Raw genomic sequence first — 15149 nt, forward strand, 5'->3', positions numbered from 1 at the left:
ACGACACCATGAAGGCGGAGACCGGTCCGGGGAGGTCCGGCGCGGGCAGTCCGCTGCCGAGCACGGTGGCGACGGCCAGGTTGACCAGCGAGGTCAACGTCGAAGTGACCTGCGGCACGACTCCGGCGGCATCGCCCGAGGTGACCGCGGCGAGCAGGGCGGCGACGGCCTCCTCGACGCCTGCGAGGGCCTCGGACACGACGTCCGCCGGGGCGGCCTCGCGGATCGTCGCGGCCTTCGCCCCGGCCGCGGCGGGCAGGTTCACGGGGGGCTCCGCCGGAAGGGTGACCGGAACCTCCACCGAGGGGGGCTCCACCGCGGGGGGCTCGACGGGCGGCTCGGTCACCGGCGGTGCGGCCGGCAGCTCGGCCGCCGGAGGCTCCACCGGGGCGTCGACGGTCGGCGGGGTGACGGGGACTTCCGGCGCGGGGGCATCCGCGATCGGATCCGGGGCGGTGGCCTTCGCCTGGTCGACGGCCGCGGCGATCTTGCCCTTGAGGGCCTCGACGTCAGCAGCGGGGAGCTGGCCGGAATCGGCCTTGAGCGCGGCCGTGACGAGTTCGGCAACGGGGGTCGTCACCGAACCGAGCCCGCCGAGCGCCTCGGCCTGGGACAGCAGGGCGGCGGCATCGGGGAGGGGAGCGTGCGCGGCCCGGTCGACCGCGGGGGACGGGTGGTGTTCGCCGGCGATGGCGGGGCCCGCCGTGCCGAGGGTGATGGCGGCGGATATCGCCAGGGCGGTGAGGTGGCGCATGGCCAGGGGACGCATATGTGTTCCTTTTCCTTATGCGTCGGACAACTGCCCTCCCACCGTGCCTGCGGCCATAGCCCTCCGCAACCGCGGAACTACTGAGCGCCACGCCTCCGTTCGAGTGAATCCGTGCCCGCGGACTGCCCCTCGGAGGGGCGTGCGCCGTTGCACCGAACGGCGCGCGAGATGCGCCCGAACGAGTACCGACCCCCGCACAGGCAAGGAAAAGCCGGTGCGCCCACCCGCGAGGGGTGGGCGCACCGGCTTCGGAAGGACCGATCAGGCGTGGCAGATCAGGCGTTGACGCAGGTGTTGCCGAAGGCCGGGTTCAGCGCACCGATGACGCTGACGGTGTTGCCGCAGAGGTTGACCGGGATGTGGACCGGAACCTGGACGACGTTGCCGGAGGCGACACCGGGGGACTTCACGGCCGCGGCCTCGGCGCCGGCGTCGGCGGCGGCGGCACCGGCAGCACCGGCGACGGCGGCGGCGGCACCCACGGTCAGGACAACGGCCTTGGCGATACGGGACATGGAGAAGTGCTCCTCGATCGAATTCATGCAACTCGGATTGCGCGGACTGTTCGGCCCGGCTCCCTCAACAACGCCCTGGATTTTCATCGGTTGCTCTCCCGAACGGGTGACGTTCAACCGATCTTTGGGCCATAGGAGGGTCATTCGAGCGACCGGGCGCGGAATGGCGCAACACGCACAACGAGGAACCAGGCACCTGGATACGGGAGTTAGGGTTTCCAGGCATCTAATGCCTACTATCGCCGGGCGCCGGGGTTATAACGTTCAGGAACGTTGCTTCCGGGCCCGCCGCGCGTTCACTCATTACGTGCGGACGACACCTCTCCCTCCCCCGGCCTTCTCGGGTCTTCCCTCCCTTCTCTCAGCAAAGCGGAGATCCTGTATGCGGAATTCAGCGGCTCTTGCAGCTCGTCGCAGCCTGCGGTGCGCCCCGTCGCGTGCGGTCCCGTCCGCCGCGCTGCCGGGTGCCGTCGCCGTCGCATCCGAGTTGTGGGAGGCGCCCCGCGCCCTCGTCGCCGAGCCGGACGGCCGGTGCCGGGATTTCCCGGCGAACACCCTGGTCAAGCCGCGTAACCGCCGGCCATGGAACCCCGTTGACGGAAGTCGTTTTCCCGAGGGCGGCACCGGGCGGCCCGGAGCGATCGCCCACGGCGGCGATCGCGGAACTTCCGGGGATTGCCCCGTCGTGGGGGCGAGTCGTTCGAGCAGCATCCGCGTCTCCGATTCCGTCAATTCCCCGGAAGGCACACCGGACTCCGGCACCACCGAATTCGGATCGGCTTGGACCGCGGGTCGGGCGGCCGGCGCCCATGCCCCCGGAAACGTCTCCGACCTGCACGAATTGCGCAACGCGCCGTGCACGGGGGGCGATCGGGACCACGTCCGGTTCGACGACAGGAACGGCGCCGGCCGATTCGGCCTCGCCTTCCTCCGGGCGGATGTGCGGCGCTGACGTGCGGTCACCACTCACCGAGAAGCCCCTGCCCGTCACCGTCCTGCACGCGGTCCAGCCCGGTGACGGCGGAGTCGCCCGCGTCGTCGTCGACCTGGTCCGGGCCCAGCTCGCCGCCGGTCTCCGGGTCGCCGTGGCCTGTCCGCCCGACACCGAACTCTCCGCCGCCGTCCGCGCCGAGGGAGCCGAGACGCACGACTGGCGGGCCGGACGTGACCCGGGCCCCGCACTCGCCCGTGAGACCCGGGACCTGGCGCGACTCGTCCGTGCGGTCGGTCCCGGGCTCGTGCACGCGCACAGCGCCAAGGCCGGCCTGTGCGCCCGACTCGCCGTTCGGGGAAGCATTCCGACGGTGTACCAGCCGCACGCCTGGTCGTTCGAGGCGGTCGAGGGAACGATCGCCTCGCTCGCCCGGCGCTGGGAGCGGTTCGGCGCGCGGTGGGCCGCCCGGATCCTCTGTGTGAGCGAGGCCGAGCGGCGCACCGGTGAGACGGCCGGAATCGTGGCCGACTGGTCGGTCGTCCACAACGGTGTGGACACGGCCCGGTTCGCGACCGACGGGCCGCCCGACAACCCCGCGCCCACGGTCGTCTGCGTGGGCCGGCTCTGCCGTCAGAAGGGGCAGGACGTGCTCCTCGCCGCCTGGCCCGGCGTCCTGGCGGAGGTGCCGACAGCCCGGCTCGTCCTGGTCGGCGACGGCCCGGACGGCGGAGCCCTGCGGGCCGCGGCCGGACCCTCGGTGCGGTTCACCGGGGCCGTGGGGGACACCGCGCCCTGGTACCGGGCCGCCGACGTGGTCGTCCTGCCGTCCCGCTGGGAGGGCATGGCGCTCGCCCCCCTGGAAGCCATGGCGAGCGGCCGTCCGGTCGTCGTCAGCGACGTGGACGGGGCACGGGAGAGCCTGCCGCCCGCCCACGAACCCCTGTGCCTGGTCCCGCCCGAGGACCCGGCCGCCCTCGCCGCCGCTCTGGTCCGCCTCCTCGGCCGGCCGGAGTTGCGGCACCGCATGGGCCGCGAGGCCCATGCCCACGTCCTCAGCAGATTCGATGTCCGGCGCACCGGCGCGGCCGTCGCGGACGTCTACCGCGAGCTGGCCGGAGTGCGGGGGGCCGAGCACAGAGAGCCGATTGCGCAGTGACCACGGAAAGTACCAGCGTTCCCTCCTCGCCGGGGCCCTGGCCCACGGCGGGCCAGGCCTTCGGCCTCGCCTCCCTCGCGCCGCGCCGCGGCACCAGCGGCCGGCTCGCGGTACCGCGTCGCCGCCGTACGCGGACGCGCTCCGGCGCGGCGGCGCTCGTGGCCGTCGACGCCTTGGCCGTGTTGGCCGCCGCCGCGGCGCTGAGCACGGCACACCACGACCTCCGGCTCGTGCTGCCCGTGCTGGCGCTCGTGCTCCTGCTGGACGGGCACGCGGGCCTGTACCGCCCGGCCGCGCACGTCCGGGCCCTCGACGAGCTGCCCTCGCTCGCCTCCCGCGCGGGTTTCGCCTGGTGCTCGGCGGCGGCAGCGGTCGCCGCGTACTCCCCCGCCCTGGCGATCGGACCGCTGCGGCTCTGCGCCGCTTACGCCGTCCATGTCGCCGTGGCCTGCCTGGTGCGCGCCGCACTGCTCGGGCGGCGGCGGCGCATCGCGCGGGCGCACCCGCGGTCCGCGCTGGTCATCGGCGGGACGGGGGCCGCCCGACGGTTCGCCGCCGCGGCCGTCCAGCACCCCGAGTACGGCATGCGGCCGGTCGGGATCGTCGGCGTGCCGGAACAGGGCGGTGCCTCACGGTCCACCGGAGAGGCCGGTCTTCCGGTGCTGACCACGACCGAGGAGATCCACCGGGCGGTCATCCAGAACGCCGTGTGCGACGCGGTGTTCCTGGACGAGGAACCGGGCCTGGTGACGCTCTTCCAGCAGTACGGCTGCACCACCTGGAAGGTCGGCGGTCCGCAGCAGCAGGGGCCGATGGGCGCGCACATGTGGGGGCACGCCTGGCACCGGCTCGTCCCGTTGGACGAGCGGCGCGGGCGGGTCGCGAAGCGGGTCCTCGACGTCCTGATCGCCGCCCCCGCGCTCGCGGTCGCGCTGCCGGTACTGCTGCTGTGCGCACTGGCCGTGCGGCTCTCGGACGGTCCCGGAGTGCTCTTCCGGCAGGAACGGGTCGGCCAGCACGGGCACCTCTTCACCCTGCTCAAGTTCCGCACCCTGCGCCCCTCCGACGACACCGAGTCGGCGACCCGCTGGAACGTGGCGGGCGACCGGCGCATGAGCGCGGCCGGGAACTTCCTGCGGAAGTCCTCGCTCGACGAGCTGCCGCAGCTGTGGAACGTGCTGCGCGGCGACATGAGCCTGGTCGGGCCCCGCCCCGAACGTCCTTACTTCGTCGCCCAGTTCAGCAAGATCCATACCGGATACGCGGACCGGCACCGGATGCCGGTCGGTCTGACCGGCCTGGCCCAGGTGCACGGGCTGCGCGGCGACACCTCGATCGAGGACCGCTGCCGCTTCGACAACCACTACATCGACCACTGGTCGCTCTGGCAGGACGTCTGCATCCTGGTGCGCACCGCGGCCGGACTCGTCCGGCCCACGGGGAGCTGAGGATGGCCACGGTCGCAGCGGTGGTGCCGGTGGTGCGGGAGACGACCGGAGCAAGGGACTGGGGCCGTCGGGTCGGGGCGATGTCCCCGGTCCTCGCCGTGATCGCACTGCTGTTGGTGCCGGGTGGCGGCGGCGCCCAGGGGGGCACCGGCGGCACCGGAACGGTCGCGGACGCGGCCTCCGGGCTCCTCGTCCTGTTCTGCCTGGTGCGGGTGCTGCGCGACGGGACCAGGCCGCTGACCCGGGCGGCGGCCGTCGTGCTGGGGCTGCCGGTGCTCGGGATCTGCCTGTCCGCGATCACCTCGAACGATCCGGGGGCGAGCCTTCCGGGCGTCGCGCGCTATGTGCAGGTCTTCGTCCTCGTCCCGGCCGCGGTGCTGCTGACGGTCCGGGACCGACGGGACTTCGCGGTGATCGCCTGGGGGCTCGTCGGGTTCGCACTGCTCCAGGGCGCGGTCGGGGTGGTGCAGTACCTGACGGGCACGGGCGCCTCCTACCAGGGCGAGGACGTCCGGGCCGTCGGCACCTTCGGGGCCACCGACGTGATGGGCATGGCGACGGTCGTGGCGTACGGCCTCGTCGTCGTCACCGGGATCGCGCTCGGCAGCGGCCCCGGGCGCGCCCGTACGGTCGCGACGGTCTGTGCGGGCCTGCTCTTCCTCCCGCTGGTGCTGTCGTTCAGCCGGGGCGCCTGGATCGCGACCGTCCTCGCCTGCGCGGTCCAACTGCTGCTCTCCGGGGTGCGGCGGGCGGTCCGCGTGGCACTGGCCGCGGGAGCCCTCGGGGTGGTCCTGGTCGGTGGCCTGGGGATCGGCTCGACCATGGTGGAGGAGCGGGTCGCCAGCATCACCCGGGTGACCGCGGCCCCGGACCAGTCGGTGACGGACCGGTACACGATGTGGGCGGCGGCCGGACGGATGTGGCGGGCGGAGCCGGTCACCGGCGTCGGGCTCAAGGGCTTCCCCCAGTACCGCGACTCGAATGCCTCGCTCGCGCTCTCCTCGGGCAGCGACACCGCCGGCGCGGGCGCCGGCTTCGCGCGCCAGCCGCTGCTCTCCCCACACAACATGTACCTGCTGGTGCTGAGCGAGCAGGGCCTGGTGGGGCTCCTCGCCCTGGTGGGCAGTTGGGTGGCGCTGCTCGTCGGCGCGCTGCGGCGGCAGCGGCTCGGCGCGGACTGCGCGCTCGTCGCGACGGGCCTGCTGGCCTGGCAGCTCATCGACTTCTTCTACGCGGACATCGGCGGCCCCTCGACGGTGCTGATGTCGGTCGTGCTCGGCCTGGCGGCCTGGTGGTCGCTGGCGGAGGTGAGGCGTGCGTGACCCGTGGACCGGGGAGCCCGAGGCCACGGACTCCCCGTGGCCCGAAGGGGTCCGCCCCGCGCCCCGGTCTCCCCGTGCCGCCCCGCTGACCGATCCCTGGTCCACCCCGCCTCCGGGCCCCACGGACTCCCCGTGGCTCCCGGGGGCCGTCGTACGGCCGGGGCCGGACGGACCGACGAACGGCACGGGTGCCTCAGGAGCGGCCGGGGCAGCGGTGGCGGGCGCCGCGATCGCCCGCGCCATCCGGGGTGCCAGGGCGGCCCGGGGGGCCTCCGGGACCGACCCGGGCTCGGCCGGGACGCCCGGTGCGGGCACCGTGACCGACACGGCGAACGGGGGTTCCCCGGCGGGCACCGGGTGCGAAGCGGTTCCCGCGGACACCCGGCCGGCAGCAGGGGCCCGGTTGCCGCGGCCCGCCGTCGTGGGCTCGACTCCGTCGTCCGCCGGACGCGTCCCGTCCCGTCCCGGGGCGCCGGCCACCCGGTCCACCGGGCGTCGGAGGCGCTCCCCCGACCGGGCCGTCGGGGGCGGGAGGTTCCTGGCGAAGGCGGCGGCGGTGACCGCGGGCCTCACCGCGGCCGGGGCGGTGCTGGGGCTCGTACGGGACCAGATCCTGGCCGGTTACTTCGGGGCCGGTGCGGGCACCGACGCGTTCCTGGTGGCGTGGACGGTGCCCGAGTTCGCCTCCACGCTCCTCATCGAGGACGCGATGGCGCTGATCATGGTGCCCGCCTTCTCCCGTGCCCTGGCCCGCCGTTCGCACGCACCGTCCGGTGACCCGGTGCACGCCCTGGTGCGCGGGACGCTGCCCCGGATCGTCCTCGCCCTCGGGGTCGCCGCCGCCCTCGTGATCGTCGCCGCACCGCTGCTCGTGGCGGCGCTCGCGCCGGGGCTGCCCCATCCGGAGCTGGCCGTCGACTGCACGCGGCTCACCGGAACCTGCGTGCTGACCTTCGCGCTCGTCGGCTACTGCTCGGCCGCGCTCCGGGCACACGGCCGCTTCCTGCCGCCCGCGACGATCTACCTGGCGTACAACATCGGGATCATCGGCACGATCCTGGTGCTGCGCGAGCCGTGGGGGGTGCGCTCCGCCGCCGCCGGGGTGGCCGTCGGCGGGGTCCTGATGGTCCTCGTCCAGGCCCCCGCGCTCCTGCGGGAACTGCGGATCCGTCCCGCGCCGTTGCCGGAAGCCGAACCCCGCACGGACGCGGGCGACGGGCGGGTCCTGCTGCTCGGGCTGGTCGCACCGGTCGTCGTGTTCTCGCTGTGCCGCCAGTCGCAGACCCTGATCGAGCGGTTCCTCGCCTCGCCGTTGCCCGCCGGCGCCATCTCCCACCTGAACTACGCGCAGAAGGTGGCGCAGATGCCGATGATCCTCTCCCTGATGCTGTGCACGGTGAGCTTCCCGGTGGTTGCCCGCGCCCTCGCGACGGGCGACGCGGAGGAGGCGCGTCGACGGGTCGAGCGGGATCTGCTGCTCGCCGCCGTCGTGGTGCTGGTCGGCGCCTCCACCGTCATCGCCTCCGCCCCCCGGATCGTCGAGATCCTCTTCGAGCGGGGCGAGTTCACCCCGGCCGACACGGCCTCCACCGCCGGCGTCATGCGGGTGTACGCGCTCGGCCTGCTCGGGCAGACGCTGGTCGGCGCCCTCGTCCGCTGCTACTTCTCCGCCGCCCGCCCGCTCTGGTTCCCGGCCGCCGCCATGGGCGTCGGGTTGGCCACCACCGCCCTCGCCGGCGTCCCCGGCGCACACCACTGGGGCGCGGTCGGCATCGCCGCCGCCAACGCCCTCGGCATCACCCTCACCGCCGTCCTGCTGCTCCGGGGCTCCCACCGCCAGGCCGTCCCGGTCAGGGCGGGCCGTCTCGGCAAGGGACTGCTCCGGCTCTCCCTCGTGGGCGCGGTGGCCACCGGAGCCGGCTGGTCCTGCCAGCTCGCGATCGGTCCCGCCGCCCCGGCCGTCGCCGCCGCCGGTGCGGTCGTCATCGGCGTCTTCCTGCTCTTCCTCGTCTGCGCCCCCGAGGCGCCCGAGATCCCGCCCCTGCCCCGCTCCGCCTTCCGGAGGACCCTCCATGCCCGCCGCCACCGCGCTGCGCCGCCTGCTGCCGAAGCCGTCCCCGTGGAAGCCGCCCCTGTGGGTGGCGATGTACCACTCGATCACGGACACCGCTGACGACCCGTACCGGGTGACCGTGTCCCCCGTGCGCTTCGCCCGGCAACTGCACTGGCTGGGCGACCGGGGACTGCGCGGGGTCTCGGTGCGGGAGTTGCTCTCCGCCGCCGCCGAGGGGCGCGCCAAGGGGCTCGTGGGCCTGACCTTCGACGACGGGTACGCGGATTTCCTCGACTCGGCGCTACCGCTGCTGCGCCGGCACGACTTCACCGCCACGGTGTACGTGCTGCCGGGCCGTCTGGGCGGCGAGAACGGCTGGGACACCGCCGGACCGCGCAAGGCGCTGCTCACCGAGGACGGGATCCTGCGGATCGCCGAAGCCGGCATGGAGATCGGCTCGCACGGCCTGATGCACGTCCCGCTCGCGGGAGCCGACGACGCGGTGCTCGCCGCCGAGACCCGACGGAGCCGCGAACTCCTGGAGGAGATGACCGGCCGGCCGGTGGAGGGCTTCTGCTATCCGTACGGGCAGGTCGATCCCCGCGCCATCCATGCCGTGCGCAAGGCCGGCTACCGCTATGCCTGCGCGATCGACCCCGGCCAGCACACCAGCGTCCACGCACTGCCGCGCGTCCACATCGGTGAGGACGACACCTCCTGGCGACTCACCGCGAAGCGCGTCCTGCACCCCCTGCGACGCCGCCACCCCGGCGACCTGCTCCCCGCCCCGTACGACCCGACGTCGGTCGGTGCGCGGTGAAGGTCCTGCACGTCATCACCGGACTCGGCATCGGCGGGGCCGAGCAGCAGCTCCGCCTGCTGCTGCGGCACCTCCCGCTGCGCAGCGAAGTGGTCACGCTCACCAATCCGGGGGCGGTCGCCGCGGGCATCGAGGCCGACGGCACCCCCGTCATCCATCTCGGGATGACCGGGAACCGCGACCTCGGGGCGCTGCCCCGGCTCACCCGGATCGTCAGGCGGGGCCGCTACGACCTCGTCCACACCCACCTCTACCGGGCGTGCGTGTACGGCAGGACGGCAGCCCGGCTCGCCGGGGTGCGCCGGGTCATCGCCACCGAGCACTCCCTCGGCGAGACCCAGATCGAGGGCCGCCCGCTGTCCGCGGGCACCCGTGCCCTCTATCTGGCCTCCGAGCGGCTCGGCACCGCCACGGTGGCCGTGTCCCCCAGCGTCGCCCGCCGGCTCGCCGACTGGGGGGTGCCCCCGGACCGGATCCGGACCGTGCCCAACGGCATCGAGACCGACCGGTTCGCCTTCGACGCCCGGGCCCGCCACCGCACCCGGAGACTGCTCGGCCTCCCCGAGGACGCGTACGTCGTGGGCGGGGTAGGTCGGCTCGCTCCGGGCAAGCGGTTCGACCGGCTGGTGCGGGCGGTGGCCTCGGTGCCGGAGGCCCGGCTGCTGCTCGTCGGTGAGGGCGAGCACCGGGCGGAGCTGTTGCGGACGGCCCGCGCGTCCGGAGTCGCCGACCGGGTCCTCTTCGTCGGGGCCTGCGAGGACCCGCCGACCGCGACCTCGCCGGGCCCCTCGCTGCCCGAACTGCTCTCCGCGATGGACGCCTTCGTGTCCACGTCCCCCGACGAGACCTTCGGGCTCGCGGTCGTCGAGGCGCTCGCCGCGGGCCTTCCGGTGCTGTACGCGGCCTGCCCGGCGATCGAGGACCTGCCCCCGGAGGCGGCACCGGGAGCACGGCGGATCGGCACCTCCACGAGCGAACTGGCCGCCGAACTGCGCGGCATCCGGGACGCCCGGCCCGCCCGGCTCCCCCTGCCGGCGGCGGCCCGCCGGTATGACATCGCGCACAGCGCACGGCAGTTGATGTCCCTCTACGACCAGGCCGTCCACGGCACCCCCTCCCCCGCGAAGTGAGAGAACCCGTCCCATGAACACCACCCCAGCCCGCTTCCTGCTCCGCCCCGGCCTGCGTCCGCCCGGCCGCTGGGCCGTGCTCCCGGCCGCCGTCCTCGCCGGGGCGGCCCTCGGCGGCGGTTACGGAGCCCTGAAGGCCCCGGAGTACGCGGCGACCAGCTACGTCATCGTCGTACCGGCCGAGAAGTCCGATCCCGCAGGGGCCCTCGGCTTCGCCCAGGCCTACGGACGGGTCGCCACCGACATCGCGGTGACCGGCGACGCCCAGGTCTGGTCCGGGGTCACCGCCGACACGCTGCGGAAGAACGTGCAGGCCGCGACCTCACCGGACGCGCCGATGATCTCGATCACCGCGCGGTCCGCGAAGCCCTCCCAGGCGGTCTCCATGGCCGACGGGGTGGCCCGTGCGCTGGTGCTGAACAGCACGCACGTCTCCGCGAGCACCGGTGTGAAGATCGTCCAGTTCTCCCGTGCCACCAAGCCGGTCACCCCGGTCTCCCCGTCCGCTCCGCTCTCCGCGCTCGTCGGCGGCTGCGCCGGCGGCCTCCTCGGCGGCCTGGCCCTCCTGGTGCGCCCGAAGCGCACCGCCCCGCGCGGCGAGGCCCGACACTCCCGGCAGTCGCCCGCGTCGACCGCCACCGCCCCGGTGCCCGCCCCGGCGGTTGCCGCGCACCAGCCGGGGGCGGCGTGACCCGGGGAATGCTGCGGATCGAGACCTGCCGTGACGAGGAGGAGTTCGGGCGGCTTTCGGCCGAGTGGACGGCGCTGTACGGCCGCTGCGCCTCCGCGACCCCCTTCCAGTCCCACTCCTGGCTGTACTCCTGGTGGCTCTCGTACGGTCGGCCCGGTGCGCTGCGGGTGGTGCTCGTACGACGGGCGGGCGGAGAACTCGTCGCCGCCGCACCCCTGATGCGGGCCCGCGGGCCGTTGCCCGTCCTCACCCAGCTCGGTGGGACGATCACCGACTTCACGGACGTGCTCCTCGACGACGACTGTCCGGAGGCGGCACCCGCGCTGGCCGGGGCACTCGCACGGGCCGGACGGGGCACGGTGATCGACCTGCGGGAGGTACGGCCCGGGGCTGCCGTCGAGCGCGTCTTCGCACGTTGGCGCGGCCCCCGCCGCCGGCTGCCCGACTCGCTCTGCCTGGAACTGCCCGCGGTGCCGATGGAGGGCCTGCTCGAACGGATCCCCTCGGGGAAGGCCCAGCGGGTCCGGGCCAAGCTGCGCAAGTTGGACGCACTGGGCATCGACGCCCGCGTGGTGACCGGAGAGGAGGTCCCGGCCGCCATCGACCGGCTCCTGGAGCTCCACCGGCTCCAGTGGCAGGGCCGGGGAGTGACCGTCGAGCACACCAGCGAGCGGTTCGCCCAGCACCTCACCCGGGCCGTGCGGCCCATGGTGGAGCACGGTGCCGCGATGGTGACCGAGTTCCGGCTCGCCGGGGACGTGGTCGCCGCCGACCTCACCCTGATGTCCCCGCGGCTCGCCGGTGGCTACCTGTACGGCGCTGATCCGTCCCTGCGGGCCCGCAAGGTGGACGTGGCGGCGATGCTGCTGCGGCACGGGGCCCGGGAGACCAGCACGGGCGGACGCGCCACGCTGAGCATGCTGCGGGGCAGCGAGCCGTACAAGCAGCACTGGCGGCCCGAACCGGTCCGCAACCGCCGCCTGCTCCTCACCGGGCACGGCACGGCCCCGCTCCTCTGGCTGCGCGCGGGCGCGGCCGACGCCCGGCGGTGGACGGCCCGGCAGGCGCGCGAGCACCCCTGGGTGGGACGGGCCCTCGGGCGCGGCGCCGGTGGCAAGTGAGCCACCACCGGCGCCGCACGGGGTGTCAGAAGGGCCAGACCCCCTTCAACGCGTCCTTCCAGCCGAGGTCGACCTCGTCCTTCCAGTCGGCCTTGGGGATGCAGACGGGTCCGCCCAGCCAGCTCTCGACCCATGAACCGAGGTCCACGGTCCAGCAGTTGGGATTCGGCTCGGGGATCGGTGTCGGCGTCGGTGTCGGCGTGGGCGTGGGCTCGGGCGTCGGTGTGGGTGTGGGTGTGGGTGTCGGCTGGGACGGCTCAGGCGTGGGCTCGGGCGTCGGCGTGGGTGTCGGCGTCGGCTGGGACGGCTCAGGCGTGGGCTCGGGCGTCGGCGTGGGTGTCGGCTCCGTCGGAGTGGGCTCGGGCGTCGGCTCCGTCGGCGTGGGCTCGGGCGTCGGCTCCGTCGGCGTGGGCTCGGGCGTCGGCTCCGTCGGCGTCGGCTCGGGCGTCGGCTCCGTCGGATCGGGCGTCGGAGTGGGCGTCGGCGTCGGCTCCGTCGGATCAGGCGTCGGCGTCGGCTCCGTCGGCGTGGGTGTCGGCGTCGGCTCCGTCGGCGTGGGCGTGGGCGTGGGTGTCGGCGTCGGCTCCGTCGGGAGGTCCGGTTCCGTGCCGTACAGCATCTGCCGGAAGACCAAGGACGATTCCGGATTGCCGTCGCACTGCCAAACGCCGTGCGGACAGTAGTCGGTGATCGTGTGGTACAGCGGCTGATGCTGTTTCATCCATTCCAGCATGCGCCGCATGTACGTGGGGTTGTCGCCGTTGCGGAAGAGCCCCCACTCCGGATAGGAGATCTGCTTTCCGTGCTCGGCGGCGAAATCGACCTGCTTCTGGAGGCCGTACGGTTCGCGGACGTGCTGGTCGAAACCGCTCCCCCGGGGCTGGTCGTACGAATCCATGCCGATGATGTCGACGACGTCGTCGCCCGGATAGCACTCGGTCCACGGAATCGCGTCGCGGCCACGGCTCGGATTGAAGTCGAAGCGGAACTCCTGTCCCGGCACGGAACGCATCGCGGCGACGATCCGGTTCCAGTACTTCTTCCAGGCGGTGGGATCGGGGGCGCACCGGTGGGTGTAGGTGGTGCCGTTCATCTCCCAGCCGAGGACGAGGACGGTGTCCCTGGCGTCCAGGGCCACCAGGCGCTCGGCGAGCTTCCTGAAGTGGTGGTCGAAGTACCCGGCGGCACCGAGCCGGAGCTGGTGGCGGACCTCGCGATCGGACACGCCTGCCTCGTTGCGCTCCAGCATGGGCACATTGAGCACGAACATGCGGTCGGCGCGCTCGTTGCGCCAGTCGGCCCAGGCGTCGAGGAAGCCGGGGGGCCCCTCGATGTTCTTCCAGAGGTCGCCGGGCAGGTAGGTGTGTCCGACACGGAGCTCACGGCCGCCGAGCCAGCGTTCGAGCTGCTCGATGCGGGCCACCCCGAGCGAGCCCGAGTCGAGGAACGCCCCCATGGCGCTGGAGGGGGTCGGTTCGGGGACCTTCGTCGTTACGGATCCGATGGAGTAAGCGGAGGACGACAGCGCGACCGAACCCGAAGCGAGGAGACCTGCGGTGAACACCCCCAGCCATGCTCTCGAAGTTCTCCGATGTGCAGTGGCCATGGCCGCTCCTTCACCTCATACACCACTTGATGATCCGTCAATCCGATACTCCGAAAGTATTCCTAATGGGCCGACAGTGACCTCGGCTCCTGCCTGATCAATAGTCCATTAGAGGATTTCATCGCCCAGTTGGGGCACCCGAGATGAAGGACATGCCGTGCCGAGTTTTGACACCAGCGTCCCCACCGTCCTCGTACGGCTCGACCGGAACCCCTTCCACCACGGCACTCTCGGCGCCACCCGCTCGCTGGGAAGGGTCGGAATTCCGATCCACGCCGTCATCGAATCGAGCACCAGCCCGGTCGCCCGTTCCCGCTACATCCGTTCGACCCACGAACGCCCCGCGACGAACTCGCCGAACGAGCTCGCCGTCCTGCTGAACCGAATCGCGGACGGGGTCACCGACACCCCGTCACATCCCGTGCTCGCCGTCCCGCTGGACGACGTCAGCGCCCTCGCGCTGGCCCGCCGCCCCACCGGACTCGCGTCGCGCTTCCTGCTGCCCGAGCAGACCGAGGAACAGCTGTTGCGGGTCGCGGACAAGGCGGCGCTCGCCGAGACCTGCGCCGAGCTCGGCCTGCCACACCCCCGCACCGAACTCCCCGGAGGCACCGACGAGGCCGCCGCCATGGCCTGGTCGCTCGGGCTCCCGGTGGTCGCCAAGTGGAGCCGGCCCTGGCTGCTCCCGTCCGGGTGCGGACTGCGCAGCACCTCGATCGTGCGCTCGCTGGCCGAAGTCCGGGAGCTGTACGCCCGCACCCCGGAAGCGGGCAGCCGGCTGCTCCTCCAAGAACTCCTCCCGGCGGGACGGGACCTCGATTGGTTCTTCCACGGCTACGTGGACTCCACGGGTCACTGCTCGACCGGGGCGACCGGACGCAAGGAGCGCTCTTGGCCGGACGGAGCCGGGCTGACCGCCTCCGGCCGCTGGGCGAGGAACCCCGCCGTCGACCGGACGGCCCGTGAGCTCCTCGGCGCGCTCGACTACCGGGGCGTGTGCGATCTGGACTTCCGGCTGAACCGGGCGACCGGCGCGTACCACCTGCTCGACTTCAACCCCCGGCCCGGCGCGCAGTTCCGGCTCTTCACCGACCCGGACGGCCTGGACGTGGTCCGCGCGCTCCACCTCGACCTCACCGGTCGCCCCGTGCCGCCGCACTCCCCCGCGTACGGACGCCGGATCCTGGTCGAGAACTACGCGGCGCTCTCACTGCTCGCCTCCCCCCGCCGCCGGTACGCGCCCGAGCCCGGCGACACCCGGGCGCAAACCGAATGCGCCTGGTTCGCGGTCGACGACCCCCTGCCCCTGCTCGCCATGGGCCGCAGCTGGCTCGCGCACCTGCTGCGCAAGTCCCTGGCCGTGCTGCGCCGGAGGCTCGGGTCCCGCCGGACGCCCGGAGCCGTGGCTCCCGTACCGCCCCCGGCCCGCGCGCCTCGGACCGGTTCCTCCGACGACGCACCCGGACGGCGCCGCGGAGAGGTCGACGCATGATCCGGCGGCTGCCGGTCCGGCCCCGGGGCCGGACCGAGCGGCACGGTCCACCGGATGACGAAGGGGTCGGCCCCGGGGAGCGATCGCTCCCC

The 15149-nt window shown here is 73.7% G+C and carries 12 protein-coding genes; 9 read left to right on the forward strand and 3 right to left on the reverse strand.

Annotated features, from left to right (window positions below; all coding sequences use genetic code 11):
- Both ACFW2Y_RS28285 and ACFW2Y_RS28290 read right to left on the reverse strand, forming a co-directional pair.
- Positions 1-769, reverse strand: a 769-nt coding sequence (locus ACFW2Y_RS28285; protein WP_384884858.1) for a hypothetical protein, incomplete at its 3' end; no start/stop codon positions are given.
- 275 nt (positions 770-1044) lie between these two features.
- Positions 1045-1284: a chaplin gene (locus ACFW2Y_RS28290; protein WP_364281513.1), complete on the reverse strand. Its 240-nt coding sequence runs from the start codon at positions 1282-1284 to the stop codon at positions 1045-1047.
- 938 nt (positions 1285-2222) lie between these two features.
- On the opposite strand from ACFW2Y_RS28290, the gene ACFW2Y_RS28295 reads away from it, so the two are divergent.
- The 8 genes from ACFW2Y_RS28295 (at position 2223) to ACFW2Y_RS28330 (ending at position 11959) form a co-directional block, all read left to right on the forward strand.
- Positions 2223-3374, forward strand: coding sequence for a glycosyltransferase (locus ACFW2Y_RS28295; protein WP_384884860.1), 1152 nt, complete (start codon positions 2223-2225; stop codon positions 3372-3374).
- The gene (locus ACFW2Y_RS28300) at positions 3371-4822 is read left to right on the forward strand and encodes an exopolysaccharide biosynthesis polyprenyl glycosylphosphotransferase (RefSeq protein ID WP_384884862.1); all 1452 of its coding nucleotides are present in this window, start codon (positions 3371-3373) and stop codon (positions 4820-4822) included. Before ACFW2Y_RS28295 ends, ACFW2Y_RS28300 begins: the two co-directional genes overlap by 4 nt.
- Before the next feature lie 2 nt (positions 4823-4824).
- Positions 4825-6144, forward strand: a complete 1320-nt coding sequence (locus ACFW2Y_RS28305; RefSeq protein ID WP_384884864.1) for an O-antigen ligase family protein — start codon at positions 4825-4827, stop codon at positions 6142-6144.
- A 421-nt stretch (positions 6145-6565) separates the two neighbouring features.
- Positions 6566-8317: a murein biosynthesis integral membrane protein MurJ gene (gene murJ / locus ACFW2Y_RS28310; protein ID WP_384884876.1), complete on the forward strand. Its 1752-nt coding sequence runs from the start codon at positions 6566-6568 to the stop codon at positions 8315-8317.
- Positions 8217-9017: a polysaccharide deacetylase family protein gene (locus ACFW2Y_RS28315; protein WP_384884866.1), complete on the forward strand. Its 801-nt coding sequence runs from the start codon at positions 8217-8219 to the stop codon at positions 9015-9017. The genes murJ and ACFW2Y_RS28315 overlap by 101 nt, the downstream gene beginning before the upstream one ends.
- Positions 9014-10147, forward strand: a complete 1134-nt coding sequence (locus ACFW2Y_RS28320; protein ID WP_384884868.1) for a glycosyltransferase — start codon at positions 9014-9016, stop codon at positions 10145-10147. Before ACFW2Y_RS28315 ends, ACFW2Y_RS28320 begins: the two co-directional genes overlap by 4 nt.
- 13 nt (positions 10148-10160) lie before the next feature.
- Complete coding sequence (locus ACFW2Y_RS28325) at positions 10161-10838, forward strand: lipopolysaccharide biosynthesis protein (RefSeq protein ID WP_384884870.1); 678 nt, start codon at positions 10161-10163, stop codon at positions 10836-10838.
- 8 nt (positions 10839-10846) lie between these two features.
- Entirely contained in the window at positions 10847-11959 is a 1113-nt protein-coding gene (locus ACFW2Y_RS28330; protein WP_384884878.1) for a GNAT family N-acetyltransferase, read from the forward strand.
- A gap of 25 nt (positions 11960-11984) precedes the next feature.
- Here ACFW2Y_RS28330 and ACFW2Y_RS28335 read toward each other — a convergent pair whose 3' ends face one another.
- The gene (locus tag ACFW2Y_RS28335; RefSeq protein WP_384884872.1) at positions 11985-13523 is read right to left on the reverse strand and encodes a glycoside hydrolase family 26 protein; all 1539 of its coding nucleotides are present in this window, start codon (positions 13521-13523) and stop codon (positions 11985-11987) included.
- A 199-nt stretch (positions 13524-13722) separates the two neighbouring features.
- On the opposite strand from ACFW2Y_RS28335, the gene ACFW2Y_RS28340 reads away from it, so the two are divergent.
- A complete protein-coding gene (locus tag ACFW2Y_RS28340) occupies positions 13723-15057 on the forward strand; it encodes an ATP-grasp domain-containing protein (protein ID WP_384884874.1) in 1335 nt (444 codons plus the stop codon).
- The last annotated feature ends 92 nt before the right edge of the window (positions 15058-15149 follow it).

Source organism: Streptomyces sp. NPDC058877 (assembly GCF_042742855.1).
GTDB lineage: Bacteria > Actinomycetota > Actinomycetes > Streptomycetales > Streptomycetaceae > Streptomyces.

Coding starts and splice junctions, on each gene's coding strand:
- ACFW2Y_RS28315 (WP_384884866.1), top strand. CDS start 8,217: ATGCCCGCCGCCACCGCGCTGCGCCGCCTGCTGCCGAAGCCGTCCCCG.
- ACFW2Y_RS28305 (WP_384884864.1), top strand. CDS start 4,825: ATGGCCACGGTCGCAGCGGTGGTGCCGGTGGTGCGGGAGACGACCGGA.
- ACFW2Y_RS28330 (WP_384884878.1), top strand. CDS start 10,847: ATGCTGCGGATCGAGACCTGCCGTGACGAGGAGGAGTTCGGGCGGCTT.
- ACFW2Y_RS28325 (WP_384884870.1), top strand. CDS start 10,161: ATGAACACCACCCCAGCCCGCTTCCTGCTCCGCCCCGGCCTGCGTCCG.
- ACFW2Y_RS28290 (WP_364281513.1), bottom strand. CDS start 1,284: ATGTCCCGTATCGCCAAGGCCGTTGTCCTGACCGTGGGTGCCGCCGCC.
- ACFW2Y_RS28295 (WP_384884860.1), top strand. CDS start 2,223: ATGTGCGGCGCTGACGTGCGGTCACCACTCACCGAGAAGCCCCTGCCC.